Source organism: Sorangium sp. So ce281 (assembly GCF_051527395.1).
GTDB lineage: Bacteria > Myxococcota_A > Polyangia > Polyangiales > Polyangiaceae > Sorangium > Sorangium cellulosum_B.
The window spans coordinates 11,463,655-11,479,904 of sequence record NZ_CP150322.1; the positions used below are offsets into that span (position 1 = coordinate 11,463,655).

Genomic DNA, 16,250 nt, shown 5'->3' on the forward strand with positions numbered 1-16,250 from the left:
CGGAGGATGGCATGGCGGACATCCGGACGGCAGGCGCGCAGCGGAGGGCCTGGCTCTCCGCAGCGCTGCTCTCCGTCGCGCTGCTGGTCATGCCGCTCCTCGTCTGGCTGCTCCTGCCGCGCCCCAGCCCCGTGATGCCGGTCCGGCGCGAGCCGGCCGCTGCGCTGCTCCCTCCACCACGGCCGGAGCTCACGGCGCCGCGCGAGGTCGTCGAGGCGCCGCCGGCGCCGCCCTCGCCGCCGGCGCCACCCTCGCCGCCGCCGCGCGAGATCACGGCCGCGAGCGTGGGGCCGGTCCGCGGCGTCGTGCTGGATCCGGAGGGCCACCCCAGCGCCGGCGCCGTGGTCAGCTGCCGCGAAGCGCCCGGCAAATCTGCGGCCGCCGACGCCGAGGGGCGCTTCGAGCTGCCGGCCGAGGCCGACGGTTGTACCGCCACCGCCGCGCATCCTCCGTACGGCGACGCCGAGCCCACGCGCGTCGCCGCGGGCCGCGACAACGTCCTTCGCCTGCTCGCCGCGGGCGCGATCGCGGGCGAGGTCGTGGATCCGTCGGGCAGGCCCGTCGAGGCGTACCTCCTGGCGATCGAGTCGTTCACGCCGGCCGGGGCCGGCGCGCACGCGGGCGTGAACGGCCGCGCGCGCAAGGTGTCGGATCCGGGCGGCGCCTTCCGGTGGGACGCGCTCGCCTCGGGCCGCTACGTGCTGACGGCGAGCTCGGCCGGACGCCCGCCTGCGCGGAGCCGGCCCGTCGACGTCGAGGCGGGCCGCGCCGCCGCACGCGTGCGGATCGTGCTGCCGCAGGGCGCGACGCTGAGGGGCAGGGTCGTCGACGCCGCGTCGCGCGCGCCGGTCGTCGAGGCCCAGGTCGAGCTCGACTCCGCGACCTCGTCGGGCGCGAACGCGATCTCGCTCGCGCTCACCGACGCGAACGGCGACTACGAGCTCGAAGGGGTGCCGGCCAGCGGCCCGTTCTCGGTGCGCGTGCGCCACCAGCAGTACATGGCCAAGATCGTGTCCGGCCTCGACGCGCGCGGCGCGCAGTCGGCGCGCGTCGACGTCGAGCTCCGCCAGCTGGACGACGGCGGGGCGCGCGAGGAGCTCACGGGCATCGGCGCGATGCTCTCGCTCTCCTCGGGCCGCGTGATCATCGCGGGCGTCGTCGAAGGGGGGCCCGCGGCGTCCGCCGGGCTCATGGCGGGCGACGTCATCGCCCGCATCGACGGCCGGCCCACCACGGAGCTGGAGCTCACCGACTGCATCCAGCGCCTCCGCGGCCCTGCGGGGACGGTCGTCACCGTCGGCGTGGAGCGGGAAGGGCGCACCCTCGACGTGACGATACGGCGCGACGTCGTGGTTCGGTGAACGGCCGCGCGCCGAGGTGCTAAGGGTCGGTCCATGTCCACGCGCCCTACCGCGCTTCCCCCGGCCGGAGCTCCGGACGTCCTCTACCTCGTCGACCTGTCGGGCTACGTCTTCCGCGCTTACCACGCGATCAGCCCGCTCTCGAGCCCGAGCGGCGAGCCGACCCACGCGACGTACGGCACCGTCGCGATGCTCACGAAGCTCGTGGACGAGCGGAAGCCCGCGTACCTGGGCGTGGCGATGGACTCCCCGGGCAAGACGTTCCGCGACGACCTCGACCCCCGCTACAAGGCGCACCGGCCCCCGCCGCCGCCCGACCTCGGGGTGCAGATGAAGCGGTGCCGGGAGATCGTCGAGGCGTACCGCATCCCGATCTTCATCCAGGAGGGGCTCGAGGCGGACGATCTCGTCGCGGTCGCCGTCGCGCGGGCCAGGGAGCGGGGGCTGCGCGTCGTCATCGCGTCGAGCGACAAGGATCTGATGCAGCTCGTCGACGGCGAGCAGGTGATGCTCTGGGACGCGATGCGCGACAAGGTCTACGGGCACCCCGAGGTCGTCGCGAAGTTCGGGGTGCCGCCGGAGCAGGTGCGCGACCTGCTCGCGCTCGTCGGCGACACCTCGGACAACGTCCCTGGCGTCCCCGGCGTGGGCTTGAAGACGGCCGCCGAGCTGCTCGCGCAGTTCGGCTCGCTCTCGGCGATCTACGAGCGCATCGGCGAGGTCAAGAAGCCCCGCATCCGGGAGTCGCTCCAGCAGAACGAGGCCGACGCGCGCCTCTCGCAGAAGCTCGTGACGCTCGACGGCGGCGCGCCCGTGTCGCTCGACCTCGAGACGCTGCGCTACGGCGGCGCGGACACCGGCAGGCTCCGCGAGCTCTTCACCGAGCTCGGCTTCTCGCGCTTCCTGAAGGCCGTCCGCGCGCCCGAGCCGACCGCGCGCGCGGCGACCTACCGGGTCCTGACGACGCGCGAGGAGCTCGAGGCCTTCGCCAGGTCGGCGCGCGCGGCCGGCCGCCTCGCCCTCGACGTGCTCGCGACGAGCCGCGAGCCGATGAGCGCCCACGTCTGCGGCGTCGCGCTCGCCTGCGAGCCGGGGCAAGCCGTGTACGTCCCGCTGGGCCACCGCTACCTCGGCGCGCCCGCCCAGCTCTCGATGAGCGACATCGATGCGGTGATGGGCCCGCTGCTCGCCGACCCCGAGCTCCCGAAGGTCGGCCACGACGTCAAGTTCTGCGAGGTGATCCTCCTGCGGCACCGCATCGGGCTCGTGGGCGTCTCCTTCGACACGATGCTGGCGAGCTACCTGCTCGATCCCGAGGGGAAGAACCAGCTCCACGAGCTCGCCGAGCGCGAGCTCGGCGCCAAGATGCAGACCCTCGACGAGGTGGCCCCGAAGCGCCGCGGTCAGGCGCAGCGCGCCCTCGACGAGATCGAGCTCGGCGAGGCGTCGAGCTACGGGGCCGCGTTCGCCGACGTCGCGCTCACGCTCACCGATCGGCTGCGCCCGCGGCTCCGCGCCGAGAAGCTCGAGGACCTGCTCGTGCAGATCGAGCTGCCCCTCTCCGCCGTGCTCGCGGAGATGGAGCTCACGGGCGTCCTCGTCGACCCGCAGGCGCTCGCGCAGCTCGGCGCGCAGATGACGACCGAGCTCGCCGCGCTGGAGCAGAAGGCGCGCGAGATCGTGGGGCACGACATCAACCTGGCGTCGCCGAAGCAGCTCGAGGCGGTCCTGTTCGACGAGCTCAAGCTGCGCTCCCAGCGCAAGACGAAGACCGGCCGCTCGACCGACGCCGACGTGCTCGAGGCGCTCTCGGAGGAGCACCCGTTCCCCGGGGTGGTCCTGGAGCACCGCGCCATCGCCAAGCTCAAGGGCACGTACGTCGACGCGCTGCCGCGCCTCGTGCACCCGGGCACGGGCCGGATCCACACGCGCTGGGGCCAGGCTGTGGCCGCGACCGGGCGGCTCTCGTCGCAGGACCCGAACCTGCAGAACATCCCGATCCGCACGGAGCTCGGCCGGATGATCCGGCGCGCGTTCGTCGCGCCGCCCGGGAGCGTGATCGTGAGCGCCGACTACTCCCAGATCGAGCTGCGCGTCCTCGCGCACCTCTCGAAGGACCCGGTGCTCGTCGACGCCTTCCGCACCGGGCAGGACGTGCACGTGCGCACGGCCATGGAGATCTTCGGCGTGGACCAGGCGGGGGTCACCGCCGAGATGCGCCGCCGGAGCAAGACGATCAACTTCGGCGTGATCTACGGCATGGGCGAGTCGGCGCTCGCCAAGCGGCTCGACATCTCGCGGGCGGAGGCGGCGCGCTTCATCGACGCCTACTTCGCGCGCTACCGGGGCGTGCACGAGTTCATGGAGGGGACGATGGCCGAGGCGAAGCGCTCCGAGTCGGTGCGGACGCTGCTCGGCCGGCGCCGCTTGCTCCCGGATCTGCGCAGCAGCGACCGCATGCGCCGCGCCCAGGCGGAGCGCATCGCGCAGAACACCCCGATCCAGGGGACGGCGGCGGATCTCCTGAAGCTCGCGATGGTGCGCGTCCCGCGCCCCGTCGTCCCCGGCGCGCGCATGGTGCTCACGGTGCACGACGAGCTCGCGTTCGAGGTGCCGGCCGGGGCCGTGGACGAGGCCAAGGCGAAGGTGCGGGAGGCCATGGAGTCGGTCTTCCCGCTCGACGTCCCGCTCGTCGTCGACGTAGGTCACGGACCCACCTGGGCTGAAGCGCACTAGGTTAGGCAGGGCGGTCACCCGCTCCGGACACGGGGCCTGCTCCAGGCGCAGGGCTCGCCGGCGCCTCTGCGCCCGTCTCGCACGCGGTGCGTGCTGCCGCGCCGTGCGGTCTTCATGAGGTAGGCCACGCGCCCGTCCTTCAGCACCACGATGCGGATGCGCGCAGTACCGGAGCAGGCGCTCCCGTCCCTCGTCGTCGTTCGCCGCGATACGCACGGCACAGTGCACGTCGAAGCCGTCGTACGACGCGGCGAAGCGGCTCGGCTTTGGGGCGAACGGTTGGTCGTCTTTGCCCTTGCGCGCGAAGGGGCGCGCGAGGAAGGTCCCTCGCGACAGCGCGATGCGGGTCATGTCCTCCATCGGCGACAGGGCCGCTCCTTCGTTGCCGCGCTCTTCGGCGGGCCGCTCGTCGAGCGCGAGCCTTCGTTCACGGGCGCGACCTTCACGACGACACGCGGCGGCAGCGCAACCGCCACCATCGCGGCACCGCTCGACTTCATGGTGCCGACCGCCGATGCGCTCGCTGTGGTCGTGCTCCATACCGAGATCCTTGGGCAGCGAGAAGGCGCCGGCACGGCACGCGTCCAGGACGACCGGCATGCGCGCCGCTTGCGAGAGACCGGCAGATCGCGGCCGAGCGTGCCGGGCACGGCAAGGGTGAGCGCGTCGCCGGTGCGGCGGTCGCGCAGGTGGTTCCAGGTGCGAAACCGGCGAATCGCGCCGCGGACCGCCGCGATCGTGGAGGGCACGTGAGGCCGACCGACGTCTGAGCGCCGAGGCCGATCACGTGGACCACGCGCGCACCCACGCTGCTCACCGTAAGACCTCCTTTGTCTGCAGGACCTGACCCGCCCCCGCGCTACCCTGCGTCCGACATGCTCCGCGCCGCTCGCTTCCTCCTCGCGTTCACCACCCTCCTGTGCGCCGCGTCGAGCCTGATGGCGTGCGACCTATCGTCGCCGGTACCGCCGAACGCATCCACCACCGGCGCACTGCCGTCCGGCACGTCTCCGCTTTCATCGTCCAGCGTCACTCCAACCGCATCCGGTGGCGCAGCGACATCTGTCGGCGTTCTCGCTCCGCCGTCCGCTGTCGCGCCGATCCCCGCGATGACGGGCGGGCGTCCAAAGGTCGATGCAGCCACGCCGTTCGACGTTGATGACTGGCTCACGGCCCGCGGCGTGCGGTGGCGGCCCGACGCTGCCTGCTGGTCGATGCTCGCCGTCAGCCCACCTCAGCCGGTCAACGACTGCAGTTGCAGCGGGACGCTCGTTCTGCCCGATGCCGAGCTGCTTGTCTGCTGGCGCGGGCGCGAGCAGAAGGCCGCGCTCGTCCCCTTTGTCGCACACACGGTGCTCTACGTCGCGGAGGGCAGCGCCCTCCGGCCGGTACTCGACGTGCCCTCCTCGGCGGCACTTGATGATTGCGCTCCCCAGAACCCGGCCATCTGCAGGGTCGCGATCGTGCCGCGGGTCGAGGAGGGCGTGCTCCGGTTCTCGGACTCGGCCGCCGCTGCCGCCGGCTCTTCCTGCGATGATGCCCTCAACGCCGTCGACGCGGCCCACCGCAGCGCCGCGCCTGAAAGCCGTGCGGCATGGCAATCGGCGCGCGACGTGTACCGGCGCGTCTGCAGCGGCCGCGGTCGCTATACCTGGAAAGGCCGTGCCCTCCGGCGCGCCCCCTGAGAGGCGCATTCAGCGCACTCAAGGGACCATGAACAGCGATTCCTTGAGAAACCGTAGCAGGAACGTCAGCGCGAACGGTCCGGGCAGGGCTATGTAACCGCCGAAAATCGCAAATTGATGCCGTGTATCGGGATGGCTTCGCAGGTCCTCCCGCTCCTTGAGGACGTGATCCCAGAGCGGATTGACCCTGGGCGCATACCCCTCGTTGCTCTCGGGGATCGCTGTCACGTGCGTGAGCGGCCCAGTCACCCCGTTCGTAGTTTGAATCGTTCGGTAGATGGCTTGGTGCTTCGCGACGTTGTACGCGCCACCCACCATCCGGAGCCGCGCTTCGGGACGACTATTGTACCATTGCACGATCGTTCGGGCGCTCGTGTCCGTGCCGACGCAATCGAAGGCGTACACCTCATCGACCCGACCAATGTTAGAGGTCAGCGCGGGCCACAGGCTACCGCCACCCCGGCTGAAGCCGGAGATACCGAGACGGCCGAGTCGGACATTGGCTGTCCCCCGGAAGATGTGCTGATCGGCCCAGAGCAGGCGAAGCGCGCCGGAGCAGAGAGCTGGCAGCTCGCTGCCCGCTGCGCCGCCGAAAGCCGTGCCGCTCGGCCAGGGGTGAAGCATCACCACAGCGCGCTGGCTCCGTGCGAGCGCATCCTCGAACCCGCAGCGGATGAGGTTGTATCCGTCGCCGGCGATGTAGTCGCGTTCCCACGACTGGGCCGTTGCATCGTCCGCCTCCTTGGGTTTGAGGAGATACCGGGCCAGTGCGGCCATCTGGTGTGGCTGGTTCACCTGGGTATAGATATAGTTTTCCGGGCGGAAGAATACGAGGCACGAGGCGAAGCCGTTGGTGCAATGAAGGCAGGCGTCCGGGATGCTCGCGAACCAGATGATCGGTGTCGCGCCCGTCGCGCCGAGCACCAGGAGCCTGGTACCCGGCTTATGCTCGGTCTCGTAATAGCTCCAGACCGCCGCGTAGACCTTCCAGAACGGCGTGATGTCGACGAACTCCGTGCGAAGCTTGATGGAGACAGCGGCATGAAGATTAGCCGCTCCGACCATGTGAACGAGCGGATGCGGGCCTGCGTACGCCGGTTGATCCACCGGCCGTAGCCGCGTTCCGCCGTCGACGACATCGAACTCCTGCTGGGCTCGGAGCACCACATGGGTCATCGCGCCGACATCGATCAGCACATCCGGGTTCTTGGCCGTACCCTTGACCGGGCCGAACGCGACCGAAAAACTCGCCTTCAACGAGAGCTTCGCCGTACCGTCCGGGATCTCGTACTCCCGCCGCCCCGGCGCAGTCTGCTTTGGCGTGAGCGGTGTGCCTCCGGCTTCCAATCTCACGTCAGCGAGCTTGTCCGGGAGAAGCGGGCTGTTTGCGTTTGGCCAGGTGACCGCGATGTGCAGGGTCATCCCTCCTCCGACGCCGAGTAGGGCGGATCGACCTGCCCCTCGAAGGCCAGGTGGGTCAAGTGAGCTCGAAAAATGAGATCTTCGACGATGGGCGTTGGTGCCTGCACTGGGGGTGGCGAGGGCTCGATGGGCAGGCTCTCCAGGAGGGAGATGACCGCGTCAAAGTCCTTGTCAAACAGCGCTGCATGAATCCAGTCCACAGCGATGCTGAGCCATTCCGGCGCCGTCAGGTCGCCGGCGGGCTGTGGGGGCGCATCGATTGAGGCAGCGCGCAACCAGGGGGGAAGGGCATCATCAGGCATGACGAAGCGGTCGCCCGGATAGATGATATCGGGGGATCGGCCCTCGTACGATGCTCGATTCCGTGCCCAGATTTCACCCCAGCGATCCACGGCGCCAAGATGGCGTGCGGCGATGAGACTCAGTGTATCTCCCGGCTGGACGATATAGATGTTTGGTGGTTTCCAGCGCTCCGCTTCGCCTGGTAGAGGATCGTTCTTCGGGGGCAGGAACTCGGGTAGGGAGAACGGTTGGCCAAGGACTTGAACCTTTCGCTCCGCCGAATCGGCGTGCAGGCTCAGCACCGTCTCGGTGCCCCCATGGAAGGTCCAGGGGCCTGCCGCATCGGCAAGTGATAGCCTTTCCCAACCTGCGACAAGCGCAAACACGTCGGTTCGTGTCACCAGCATGAGGTGCTGTCGCTCGCCGCTGGGCACCGTGATCGGATCAAGCGCTCGCGCGAGCGTGCGAATGTGCCACGCGTCCCCGTCGGGTGGTGGAGCCGTGCGGCGTGGCTTGCGCTCGCGCTCCTTCAATCTCTCCCAGAGCTCGGCCAAGCCGACCACGGACGCGTTACCGATGCCAGGCGGTAGGTCATCGACGCGGGCGACGCCTCTAGCATCGGTTGTCCTCGTGAACGTGCCGGCCGGCGTGCGCATGGAGAAGCGCACGCCCGCAATGGGAGCATCGAGTTCATCGAGCAGGGTGATCTCGTAGAACGAAAGCGTGGCCGGCGTCTCCAGAGGCGGCTGTCGCGGCTCCGGTGTTTTCGCACCCACGCCTCGCGGCACGAAAGATGCCGGCGTGCGAGCCTCGCGAAAGGCGACGAGCTCTCCCCTGCGCAGGGCTTCCCGTAGGCGAACGCTGATCATCTCGCGGACCGCTCGCTGGTCATAGGCGAGCAAGCTCGACCAGCTGCTGAACGTGAGCTCGCAGAACATGTCCTGCAGGACGCGAACATGGTCGTCCCGCCAGTCATCGACGGCTAACGAAGCGAACACGGCAGGAATAGGCTCGAGGTGGGCCCCAGCCGGCTCGGCCGGTGCATCACGTGCTCGCAGCACATAGGTCCTCTCACCGCCGAAGCCGTAGAGCCTCCACGCTCTAGAGAACCAGTAATCCCTCACATCGAGGAGGCGGTATCACTAGGGTATAGGAAACGCAAGCGCGTAGGCAAATCAAGCCGGATCCATATCCACCGCGACAGTCCCGTCCGCAAAGGCGCGCTTGAGCGGGAGCCGCACCAGGCCGTCCTGCTGCGGCTCGACGCGCTCCTTTGCGATCGTGGGTCGCAGCACGTAGCGCAGCAGCGCCTCGCTCGCCGCGGCATGGTGCGCACCGGCGCGCGTCGCTGCGTGCAAGGTGACGCCATCGAGCGCAGCGCCCAGCGGCTTGTCGTACGCGAGCGCGCTCGGAGAAGACGGCGAGAGCCCGCAGAGCCATCGCGGGCCGGCGGGCGGCTCTCGTCCCGAGACGGGCGTGCAGGAGCTTGACGCACGGGGGAACGTCGTGGCCGTGCACCCCGCCGCGACCCCCGAGCAGGCGGCCGCGGGAGGGTAGGACAAGTTAGCCCCATCCATCCCGCAAGGTCGACCCGCCGCGATGACCCCTGGTCGAGCCCCCGTGACGAGGCGGTCGCCCCCTCTCGGCGCGCCTGTCACGCACGGCGGCGCGCCACGGGCACACGTTCGCCCCGACGCCCGCCGAGACCGGCGCTCCAAGCACGTCGGGTCACGCGGCGTCGAAGCTCGGGCTCCGCGCCCGGGCGCTCGACGGCGGCGCGCCCGTGTCGCTCGACCTCGAGACGCTGCGCTACGGCGGCGCGGACACCGGCAGGCTCCGCGAGCTCTTCACCGAGCTCGGCTTCTCGCGCTTCCTGAAGGCCGTCCGCGCGCCCGAGCCGACCGCGCGCGCGGCGACCTACCGGGTCCTGACGACGCGCGAGGAGCTCGAGGCCTTCGCCAGGTCGGCGCGCGCGGCCGGCCGCCTCGCCCTCGACGTGCTCGCGACGAGCCGCGAGCCGATGAGCGCCCACGTCTGCGGCGTCGCGCTCGCCTGCGAGCCGGGGCAAGCCGTGTACGTCCCGCTGGGCCACCGCTACCTCGGCGCGCCCGCCCAGCTCTCGATGAGCGACGTCGACGCGGTGATGGGCCCGCTGCTCGCCGACCCCGAGCTCCCGAAGGTCGGCCACGACGTGAAGTTCTGCGAGGTGATCCTCCTGCGGCACCGCATCGGGCTCGTGGGCGTCTCCTTCGACACGATGCTGGCGAGCTACCTGCTCGATCCCGAGGGGAAGAACCAGCTCCACGAGCTCGCCGAGCGCGAGCTCGGCGCCAAGATGCAGACCCTCGACGAGGTGGCCCCGAAGCGCCGCGGGCAGGCGCAGCGCGCCCTCGACGAGATCGAGCTCGGCGAGGCGTCGAGCTACGGGGCCGCGTTCGCCGACGTCGCGCTCACGCTCACCGATCGGCTGCGCCCGCGGCTCCGCGCCGAGAAGCTCGAGGACCTGCTCGTGCAGATCGAGCTGCCCCTCTCCGCCGTGCTCGCGGAGATGGAGCTCACGGGCGTCCTCGTCGACCCGCAGGCGCTCGCGCAGCTCGGCGCGCAGATGACGACCGAGCTCGCCGCGCTGGAGCAGAAGGCGCGCGAGATCGTGGGGCACGACATCAACCTGGCGTCGCCGAAGCAGCTCGAGGCGGTCCTGTTCGACGAGCTCAAGCTGCGCTCCCAGCGCAAGACGAAGACCGGCCGCTCGACCGACGCCGACGTGCTCGAGGCGCTCTCGGAGGAGCACCCGTTCCCCGGGGTGGTCCTGGAGCACCGCGCCATCGCCAAGCTCAAGGGCACGTACGTCGACGCGCTGCCGCGCCTCGTGCACCCGGGCACGGGCCGGATCCACACGCGCTGGGGCCAGGCCGTGGCCGCGACCGGGCGGCTCTCGTCGCAGGACCCGAACCTGCAGAACATCCCGATCCGCACGGAGCTCGGCCGGATGATCCGGCGCGCGTTCGTCGCGCCGCCCGGGAGCGTGATCGTGAGCGCCGACTACTCCCAGATCGAGCTGCGCGTCCTCGCGCACCTCTCGAAGGACCCGGTGCTCGTCGATGCCTTCCGCACCGGGCAGGACGTGCACGTGCGCACGGCCATGGAGATCTTCGGCGTGGACCAGGCGGGGGTCACCGCCGAGATGCGCCGCCGGAGCAAGACGATCAACTTCGGCGTGATCTACGGCATGGGCGAGTCGGCGCTCGCCAAGCGGCTCGACATCTCGCGGGCGGAGGCGGCGCGCTTCATCGACGCCTACTTCGCGCGCTACCGGGGCGTGCACGAGTTCATGGAGGGGACGATGGCCGAGGCGAAGCGCTCCGAGTCGGTGCGGACGCTGCTCGGCCGGCGCCGCTTGCTCCCGGATCTGCGCAGCAGCGACCGCATGCGCCGCGCCCAGGCGGAGCGCATCGCGCAGAACACCCCGATCCAGGGGACGGCGGCGGATCTCCTGAAGCTCGCGATGGTGCGCGTCCCGCGCCCCGTCGTCCCCGGCGCGCGCATGGTGCTCACGGTGCACGACGAGCTCGCGTTCGAGGTGCCGGCCGGGGCCGTGGACGAGGCCAAGGCGAAGGTGCGGGAGGCCATGGAGTCGGTCTTCCCGCTCGACGTCCCGCTCGTCGTCGACGTAGGTCACGGACCCACCTGGGCCGACGCTCATTGAAGGGGCGGGCACCCGCTTCGGATACGGGCCCATCTCGGCGTTTTCGGTGCTCAGCGTACCGGAGTCTCAGGATCCTACACATCTCGCTTGATGTGTACTGGGCGACGTGATCAAAGCTGCGGATGGGTTCACCTGCAGCAGAGCACGCAGCGGCACTCGCCGAGGAGATGAGCGACGCGCACTTCGGCGATGCGCGGCTTTCGAAGCGCCAGAGCAAGCTGGTGCAGAAGCTGGCGCAGGCGCCGGACAAGAGCTTCCCCTCGCTCTTGTCCGACAGCGAGCTGGAGGCGGCGTACCGTTTCTTCGGCAACGACGCCGTCACGCCCGCGGCGATTCTGGCTCCGCATGTGCGCGCCACCCTCGCGCGCATGGAGGCCGAGCCGGTCGTGCTCGCCATCCATGACACCACGACCCTCTCCTTCCGCTCCGACGGCCAGCGGCAGGGGCTCGGACGGCTGCGCTCCTCGGGGCAGACGTTCTTCGCCCACTTCACGCTGGCGGTCAGCGGCGATGGAACGCGCCGCCCGCTCGGCGTGCTCGATCTGAGCACGCACGTGCGCGACGACGGCACGACGGACAACGAGCACGACCGCTGGGGAGAGCAGGTGGAGCGAGTCGCGGCCCTGGGCGCTGCTCCGCACGATGTGGTGCACGTCATGGACCGCGAAGGAGACGACTACGGCCTGTTCGCGCAGCTGTTGAGCGCACGGCATCGGTTCGTGATTCGGCTCGCGCACAATCGCCTCGTCGAGGCTGACGCCCTCGGAGAGGAGGCCAAGCTCGAGCAGGCGCTCGCGCATGTTCAAGCGGTGGCCGTACGCGAGGTAGAGCTTTCGCCGCGGCCGGCGGGCAATCGCAGCCCTCAACAGAAACGGCTGCATCCTCCGCGCGCAGGACGCTTGGCCAAGCTCGCTCTTGGAAGCACGCGCGTGACCCTGCGGCGACCGAGATCCCAGCCGCGCGAGCTGCCTGCGACGCTCTCGCTCCAGGTCGTACGCGTCTGGGAGCTCGAGCCGCCGCCGGGCGAAGCGCCGGTCGAGTGGGTGCTGCTCACGAGCGAGCCGGTCGAGTCCGTCGAGCAGCTGACGCAGCTGGTCGACTGGTACCGGGCGCGCTGGATGGTGGAGGAGTTCTTCAAGGCCCTGAAGACCGGATGCGCCTACGAGAAGCGCCAGATCGAGGACCTGCACGGCTTGCGCAACGTGCTGGCGCTCTTCGCGCCCATCGCCTGGCAGCTATTGCTGCTGCGCAGCGAGGCTCGGCGCGCTCCGGAGCAGCCCGCGACCGCCGTGCTCACGCCCACCCAGCTCGAGGTGCTGCGGGTCTTCGCGCGCAAGCCCCTGCCCGAGAACGCCACGGCCCGCGATGCCTTCCTGGCAATCGCCGGGCTCGGCGGACACCTGCGGCGAAACGGCGAGCCCGGCTGGCAGACCCTGGGCCGTGGTTACGAGCAGCTCCTCACCCTCGTCCAGGGCTGGAGCGCCGCGAGGGAGGTGGGGGAAATATGATCAATCCTGAGACCGGAGTACGCTTCCGCGCCGAAAACGCCGATCTGGGCCCGTCTCCTGTGCGGGTGCCCGCCGCTGGCGTCACGCCGTTGCCGTCAACGCCGCTGGCGTCATGCCGCTGGCGTCATGGGTTGGAGAGGGGCGGACCGTCTCCTGTGCGGGTGCCTGCCGCTGGCGTCACGGGGTGGAGAGGGGCGGAAGCGCCACGAGCTGTGACGGCGGCGGTGGAACGGCAGCGAAGGTCCACGGCAACGGGGGTCTACGGTGTTCCGGGGAGACAAAACGACGACGCCCGCTTCACCTTGCGGTGAGCGGGGCGTACGTGCGGAAGGGTTGTTCTCAGCTCGCGGCGGTCTTGGCAGCGACGCTCGCCTTGTGAAGGGCGAGGGCGAGGCGGCTCTTCACACGCGACGCGCGCTTGGCGGGGATCGTCCCCTTCGACGCGGCACGATCGAGCGCGCTCACCGCGGCGGTCACCGGCGCGGCGGACTCCTGCGGGACGCCCTTCAGCGCGGTGCGCGCCTTCTTGACGGTCGTGCGGAGCTCCGACTTGATGGCGCGATTGCGCGCGGTCCTCGTGATGCGCTGACGGTTGCGCTTGTCGGCGGATGCGTGATTGGCCATGAGAAAAGCTCTCCTACTTCTTCGCCTGCGCCTCGGCGGGCGTGGCAGCGCGCAGGGCGTCCGGCGCGTTCTGGTCGTAACCCGCCGGATGGATCGGGAACGCGGGGGTGCCGTGAGCGCGCTCGAAGCGCTTGCGGCGGGTGCCCGCCGTGCGCGCCTTGCGCCGGCGGATGCGCTGGGTTTGCTGAGTTGCGGAAACCATGGGGGCGCGCATTCTACCCGCGAGCCCCCTCGTGTCAATCACGACAGCCCGGCGTCGCGCTCCTGTGGCGGCTCGTGTCTTCAACCTCAGTCTGGCAGCTGGCAGCCCCAGGCGCACCGGAAACGGTCTTCCGGAGGCAGCTGGGCAGCCCCAGGCGCACCGGAAACGGTCTTCCGGAGGCAGCTGGGCAGCCCTCGGTGCACCGGAAACGGTCTTCCGGAGGCAGCTGGGCAGCCCCAGGCGCACCGGAAACGGTCTTCCAGAGGCAGCTGGGCAGCCCCAGGCGCACCGGAAACGGTCTTCCGGAGGCAGCTGGGCAGCCCTCGGTGCACCGGAAACGGTCTTCCGGAGGCAGCTGGGCAGCCCCAGGCGCACCGGAAACGGTCTTCCGGAGGCAGCTGGGCAGCCCTCGGTGCACCGGAAACGGTCTTCCGGAGGCAGCTGGGCAGCCCTCGGCGCACCGGAAACGGTCTTCCGGAGGCAGCTGGGCAGCCCTCGGCGCACCGGACACGGTCTGCCAGAGGCGGCTGGCCGCCCTCGGCGCGCCGCACGACACTCCGGCCGGCGACTTCGAGGAGAGGCCCTAGGGTCGGATCGTCGCGCTGACCGAGAAGGACGGCTTGGAGAAAGGACCCACGTTGGCGCCCTTGAGCGCGGACTGCACGCAGCTCGACTGGCCGTTCGACGCCGCCCACCCGCTGACGCTGACCTTGCTCACCTGGCCTGTCGACGAGAACGTGATCTGCGCGCGCGACACGTCGTTCGCGCCCGCGACGCACGACTTGGCGCTGCCCATGACCGAGCCGAGCGCGGCCTGGACCGAGCCCTGCGACGGCTGCTCGGGGATGTTCTGCTGCCGGAGCGGACCCGACGCCGGCACCGGCGCCTCCGAGACGACCGACGGCTGCCGCTCCCCGTTGTCGCCCACGGCCGCCTGCATGGCCGAGGGGAGGTCCCCCGGCTTGCCAGCCGCCGGCGGCGCAGCCGCCGTCTTTCCCTGCTCGGGCTTCGGCGAGACGGCAGGCGTGGCCGGCGCCTCGACGGCCGCCGGCGCAGGAGCGCCGCCGCCGGCAGGGGCGGCTTGCGCCTTGGGCGCCGCGACGAGCTTCTCCTCCGCCTGCACGGGCTGCTCGACCACGGCGCGCTCCTCCGGCGCCGCGGCGACCGGAGCCGCCGGCTCCACCCGCGTGTCGCCGCGCGGCGCGGCGGGCGCCGCGACGGTGGTCGGCGCAGGCGCCGTGGTCGCCGCGATCTCCTGCTGCTGCGGCGCCGTCGTCTTCACCATGACGGTGACCGTCGCGGCCAGCCCCAGGGCCGCGACGGCCGCGCCGGCGATCATCCCGCCGGATCGCTTCCTCGCTGGAGCCGAGGACACGGGCGCGGACGGGGCGCGGCGCGCCGCCACCGGCATGACCGCTGCGGCCTTCGCGTCCCCGAGCCGATCCGCCGCGCCGTGCTGCGCCGCTTCGAAGGCCTCCACCTCCGAGGGCGCCGACGCGTTGAGCCGGTTCAGATCGATGACCCCGGAGTCCTCGGGCGCCCCCTCCGCCGGCCGCAGGGACGGCGACGACGCGCGGGCGCCGCCGGAGAGCGAGCCGCGCCCCGGCGGCGGGGACACACGCCCTGGCGGCGCCGAGATGCGTCCCGACGCCGGCAGCGGCGTCGAGAGCGCAGCGCCGCTCATCGCGGGGATACCGCTCGCGCGACCCGGCGCCTGGCTGACCCGCTCGGCGATCTCCTTCAGCGACTGGCGTCTTTTCTCGGGCGGCCGCGACAAGGTGCCGCCCGACAGGCCCTCAGGCTTCGAGGCCCTGGCTGCTTGTGATCCGTCCCCCATGGTGCTGCGTTCTCCTGACGCGCGTTCTTCGCGCGAAGGGTCCTCCGTCTGCTCCTCGCCTGGCGCTGCGGTGAGGTCGGGGGGGGCGAGGAGGCCGGCTGCCGCCGCGGTGTCCTCCGAGCGCCGGGAGATGGCGAGCTCGACGATGTGAGCGGCCCGCGTCTCCCACGCCTCGTCTTCGAGGGCGGGGGCAGGCCAATCGTTGAGCATCCCGTCGAGGTCGAGCTTGTCGGTGACGTTCATTCGGCGTCCCCTCCGAAACCGCGCTCCGCGAGGTATGCACGGAGCTTGCGGCGCGCCTCGTGGACGCGCCAGGCGACTGTTCCTTCCGGACAACCCAGGATCCTGGAGGCGTCCTCGTGGGGCACGCCGTCGATGCACACGAGGATGAGCGTCGTCCGCAGCGTGTCCGAGAGCGCGTCGATGCCGTCGCAGAGCGCGGCCGCGAGCTCGCGCCGCTGGGTCGACGCGGCCGGATCGACGCCGTGGCTCGGGCGCGTCTCGAGCAGCAGCGCCTCGATCCGCGGATCGTCCGCGGGGGTCGAGTTCTTGCTCGGCTTGCGGGCCCGGATCATGTTGAGCGAGAGGTTCACGGCGATCCGGTAGAGCCAGGTGAACGGCTCGCTCCGGCCGTCGAACCGGTCGAGCGCCTGGTAGGCCCGGACGAAGGTCTCCTGCGTCACGTCCTCTGCCTCCGCGCCCGAGCGGACAAGGTGGAACGCCAGCCGGAAGATGCGCTTCTGATATCGACGAACCAGCACCCCGAACGCCTGGGCATCTCCGCTCCGGGCTTGATCGACGAGCTCACGATCGGTGGGTTTGGCCATCCTAGCCGCCTCGGGGTGCGAGTTGTCTCCCGCGCACGGACGACAGCGCAGCCGCGGACA

Annotated in this window: 13 protein-coding genes; 6 read left to right on the plus strand and 7 right to left on the minus strand. The window is 70.9% G+C overall.

Annotation, left to right across the window (positions count from 1 at the left end):
• Window positions 1-11: 11 nt before the first annotated feature.
• The 4 genes from WMF27_RS43960 to WMF27_RS43975 all read left to right on the plus strand — a co-directional run bounded on the left by WMF27_RS43960 (window position 12) and on the right by WMF27_RS43975 (window position 5,782).
• On the plus strand, window positions 12-1,361 hold the full coding sequence (locus WMF27_RS43960; protein ID WP_437943571.1) for a carboxypeptidase regulatory-like domain-containing protein: 1,350 nt from the start codon (window positions 12-14) through the stop codon (window positions 1,359-1,361).
• Between the two features lie 33 nt (window positions 1,362-1,394).
• Window positions 1,395-4,097 (plus strand): DNA polymerase I, encoded by a 2,703-nt coding sequence (gene polA / locus WMF27_RS43965; protein WP_437762898.1) that lies wholly within the window; start codon window positions 1,395-1,397, stop codon window positions 4,095-4,097.
• Between the two features lie 156 nt (window positions 4,098-4,253).
• On the plus strand, window positions 4,254-4,850 hold the full coding sequence (locus tag WMF27_RS43970) for a hypothetical protein (protein ID WP_437762897.1): 597 nt from the start codon (window positions 4,254-4,256) through the stop codon (window positions 4,848-4,850).
• 122 nt (window positions 4,851-4,972) lie between these two features.
• Complete coding sequence (locus WMF27_RS43975) at window positions 4,973-5,782, plus strand: hypothetical protein (protein WP_231864569.1); 810 nt, start codon at window positions 4,973-4,975, stop codon at window positions 5,780-5,782.
• Between the two features lie 18 nt (window positions 5,783-5,800).
• On the opposite strand, the gene WMF27_RS43980 is transcribed toward WMF27_RS43975, so the two are convergent.
• The 3 genes from WMF27_RS43980 to WMF27_RS43990 all read right to left on the minus strand — a co-directional run bounded on the left by WMF27_RS43980 (window position 5,801) and on the right by WMF27_RS43990 (window position 9,048).
• On the minus strand, window positions 5,801-7,204 hold the full coding sequence (locus WMF27_RS43980; RefSeq protein WP_437762896.1) for a hypothetical protein: 1,404 nt from the start codon (window positions 7,202-7,204) through the stop codon (window positions 5,801-5,803).
• Window positions 7,201-8,484: a LysM peptidoglycan-binding domain-containing protein gene (locus tag WMF27_RS43985; RefSeq protein ID WP_437762895.1), complete on the minus strand. Its 1,284-nt coding sequence runs from the start codon at window positions 8,482-8,484 to the stop codon at window positions 7,201-7,203. The genes WMF27_RS43980 and WMF27_RS43985 overlap by 4 nt, the downstream gene beginning before the upstream one ends.
• Before the next feature lie 177 nt (window positions 8,485-8,661).
• Window positions 8,662-9,048, minus strand: a complete 387-nt coding sequence (locus WMF27_RS43990) for a hypothetical protein (protein WP_437762894.1) — start codon at window positions 9,046-9,048, stop codon at window positions 8,662-8,664.
• A gap of 89 nt (window positions 9,049-9,137) precedes the next feature.
• Between WMF27_RS43990 and polA (WMF27_RS43995) the strand changes: the two genes are divergently transcribed.
• Window positions 9,138-11,192, plus strand: coding sequence for a DNA polymerase I (gene polA, locus WMF27_RS43995; RefSeq protein ID WP_437769933.1), 2,055 nt, complete (start codon window positions 9,138-9,140; stop codon window positions 11,190-11,192).
• A 122-nt stretch (window positions 11,193-11,314) separates the two neighbouring features.
• On the plus strand, window positions 11,315-12,700 hold the full coding sequence (locus WMF27_RS44000; RefSeq protein ID WP_437943004.1) for an IS4 family transposase: 1,386 nt from the start codon (window positions 11,315-11,317) through the stop codon (window positions 12,698-12,700).
• 339 nt (window positions 12,701-13,039) lie between these two features.
• Here the strand turns inward: WMF27_RS44000 and rpsT are convergent, their stop codons facing one another.
• From rpsT to WMF27_RS44020, 4 genes are all read right to left on the minus strand, one after another.
• A complete protein-coding gene (rpsT, locus tag WMF27_RS44005; protein ID WP_012241287.1) occupies window positions 13,040-13,324 on the minus strand; it encodes a 30S ribosomal protein S20 in 285 nt (94 codons plus the stop codon).
• A 13-nt stretch (window positions 13,325-13,337) separates the two neighbouring features.
• Complete coding sequence (locus tag WMF27_RS44010) at window positions 13,338-13,526, minus strand: hypothetical protein (protein ID WP_044967265.1); 189 nt, start codon at window positions 13,524-13,526, stop codon at window positions 13,338-13,340.
• Window positions 13,527-14,109: 583 nt separating this feature from the next.
• Entirely contained in the window at window positions 14,110-15,606 is a 1,497-nt protein-coding gene (locus WMF27_RS44015) for a hypothetical protein (RefSeq protein WP_437943572.1), read from the minus strand.
• Window positions 15,603-16,190: an RNA polymerase sigma factor gene (locus WMF27_RS44020; protein ID WP_012241290.1), complete on the minus strand. Its 588-nt coding sequence runs from the start codon at window positions 16,188-16,190 to the stop codon at window positions 15,603-15,605. Before WMF27_RS44020 ends, WMF27_RS44015 begins: the two co-directional genes overlap by 4 nt.
• Between the last annotated feature and the right edge of the window lie 60 nt (window positions 16,191-16,250).

Bases quoted from the DNA above. Each gene is read 5' to 3' on its own strand.
- WMF27_RS43960 (WP_437943571.1), top strand. From the start codon at position 12: ATGGCGGACATCCGGACGGCAGGCGCGCAGCGGAGGGCCTGGCTCTCC.
- polA (WP_437762898.1), top strand. From the start codon at position 1,395: ATGTCCACGCGCCCTACCGCGCTTCCCCCGGCCGGAGCTCCGGACGTC.
- WMF27_RS43970 (WP_437762897.1), top strand. From the start codon at position 4,254: ATGCGCGCAGTACCGGAGCAGGCGCTCCCGTCCCTCGTCGTCGTTCGC.
- WMF27_RS43975 (WP_231864569.1), top strand. From the start codon at position 4,973: ATGCTCCGCGCCGCTCGCTTCCTCCTCGCGTTCACCACCCTCCTGTGC.
- WMF27_RS43980 (WP_437762896.1), bottom strand. From the start codon at position 7,204: ATGACCCTGCACATCGCGGTCACCTGGCCAAACGCAAACAGCCCGCTT.
- WMF27_RS44000 (WP_437943004.1), top strand. From the start codon at position 11,315: ATGGGTTCACCTGCAGCAGAGCACGCAGCGGCACTCGCCGAGGAGATG.
- rpsT (WP_012241287.1), bottom strand. From the start codon at position 13,324: ATGGCCAATCACGCATCCGCCGACAAGCGCAACCGTCAGCGCATCACG.
- WMF27_RS44010 (WP_044967265.1), bottom strand. From the start codon at position 13,526: ATGGTTTCCGCAACTCAGCAAACCCAGCGCATCCGCCGGCGCAAGGCG.
- WMF27_RS44015 (WP_437943572.1), bottom strand. From the start codon at position 15,606: ATGAACGTCACCGACAAGCTCGACCTCGACGGGATGCTCAACGATTGG.
- WMF27_RS44020 (WP_012241290.1), bottom strand. From the start codon at position 16,190: ATGGCCAAACCCACCGATCGTGAGCTCGTCGATCAAGCCCGGAGCGGA.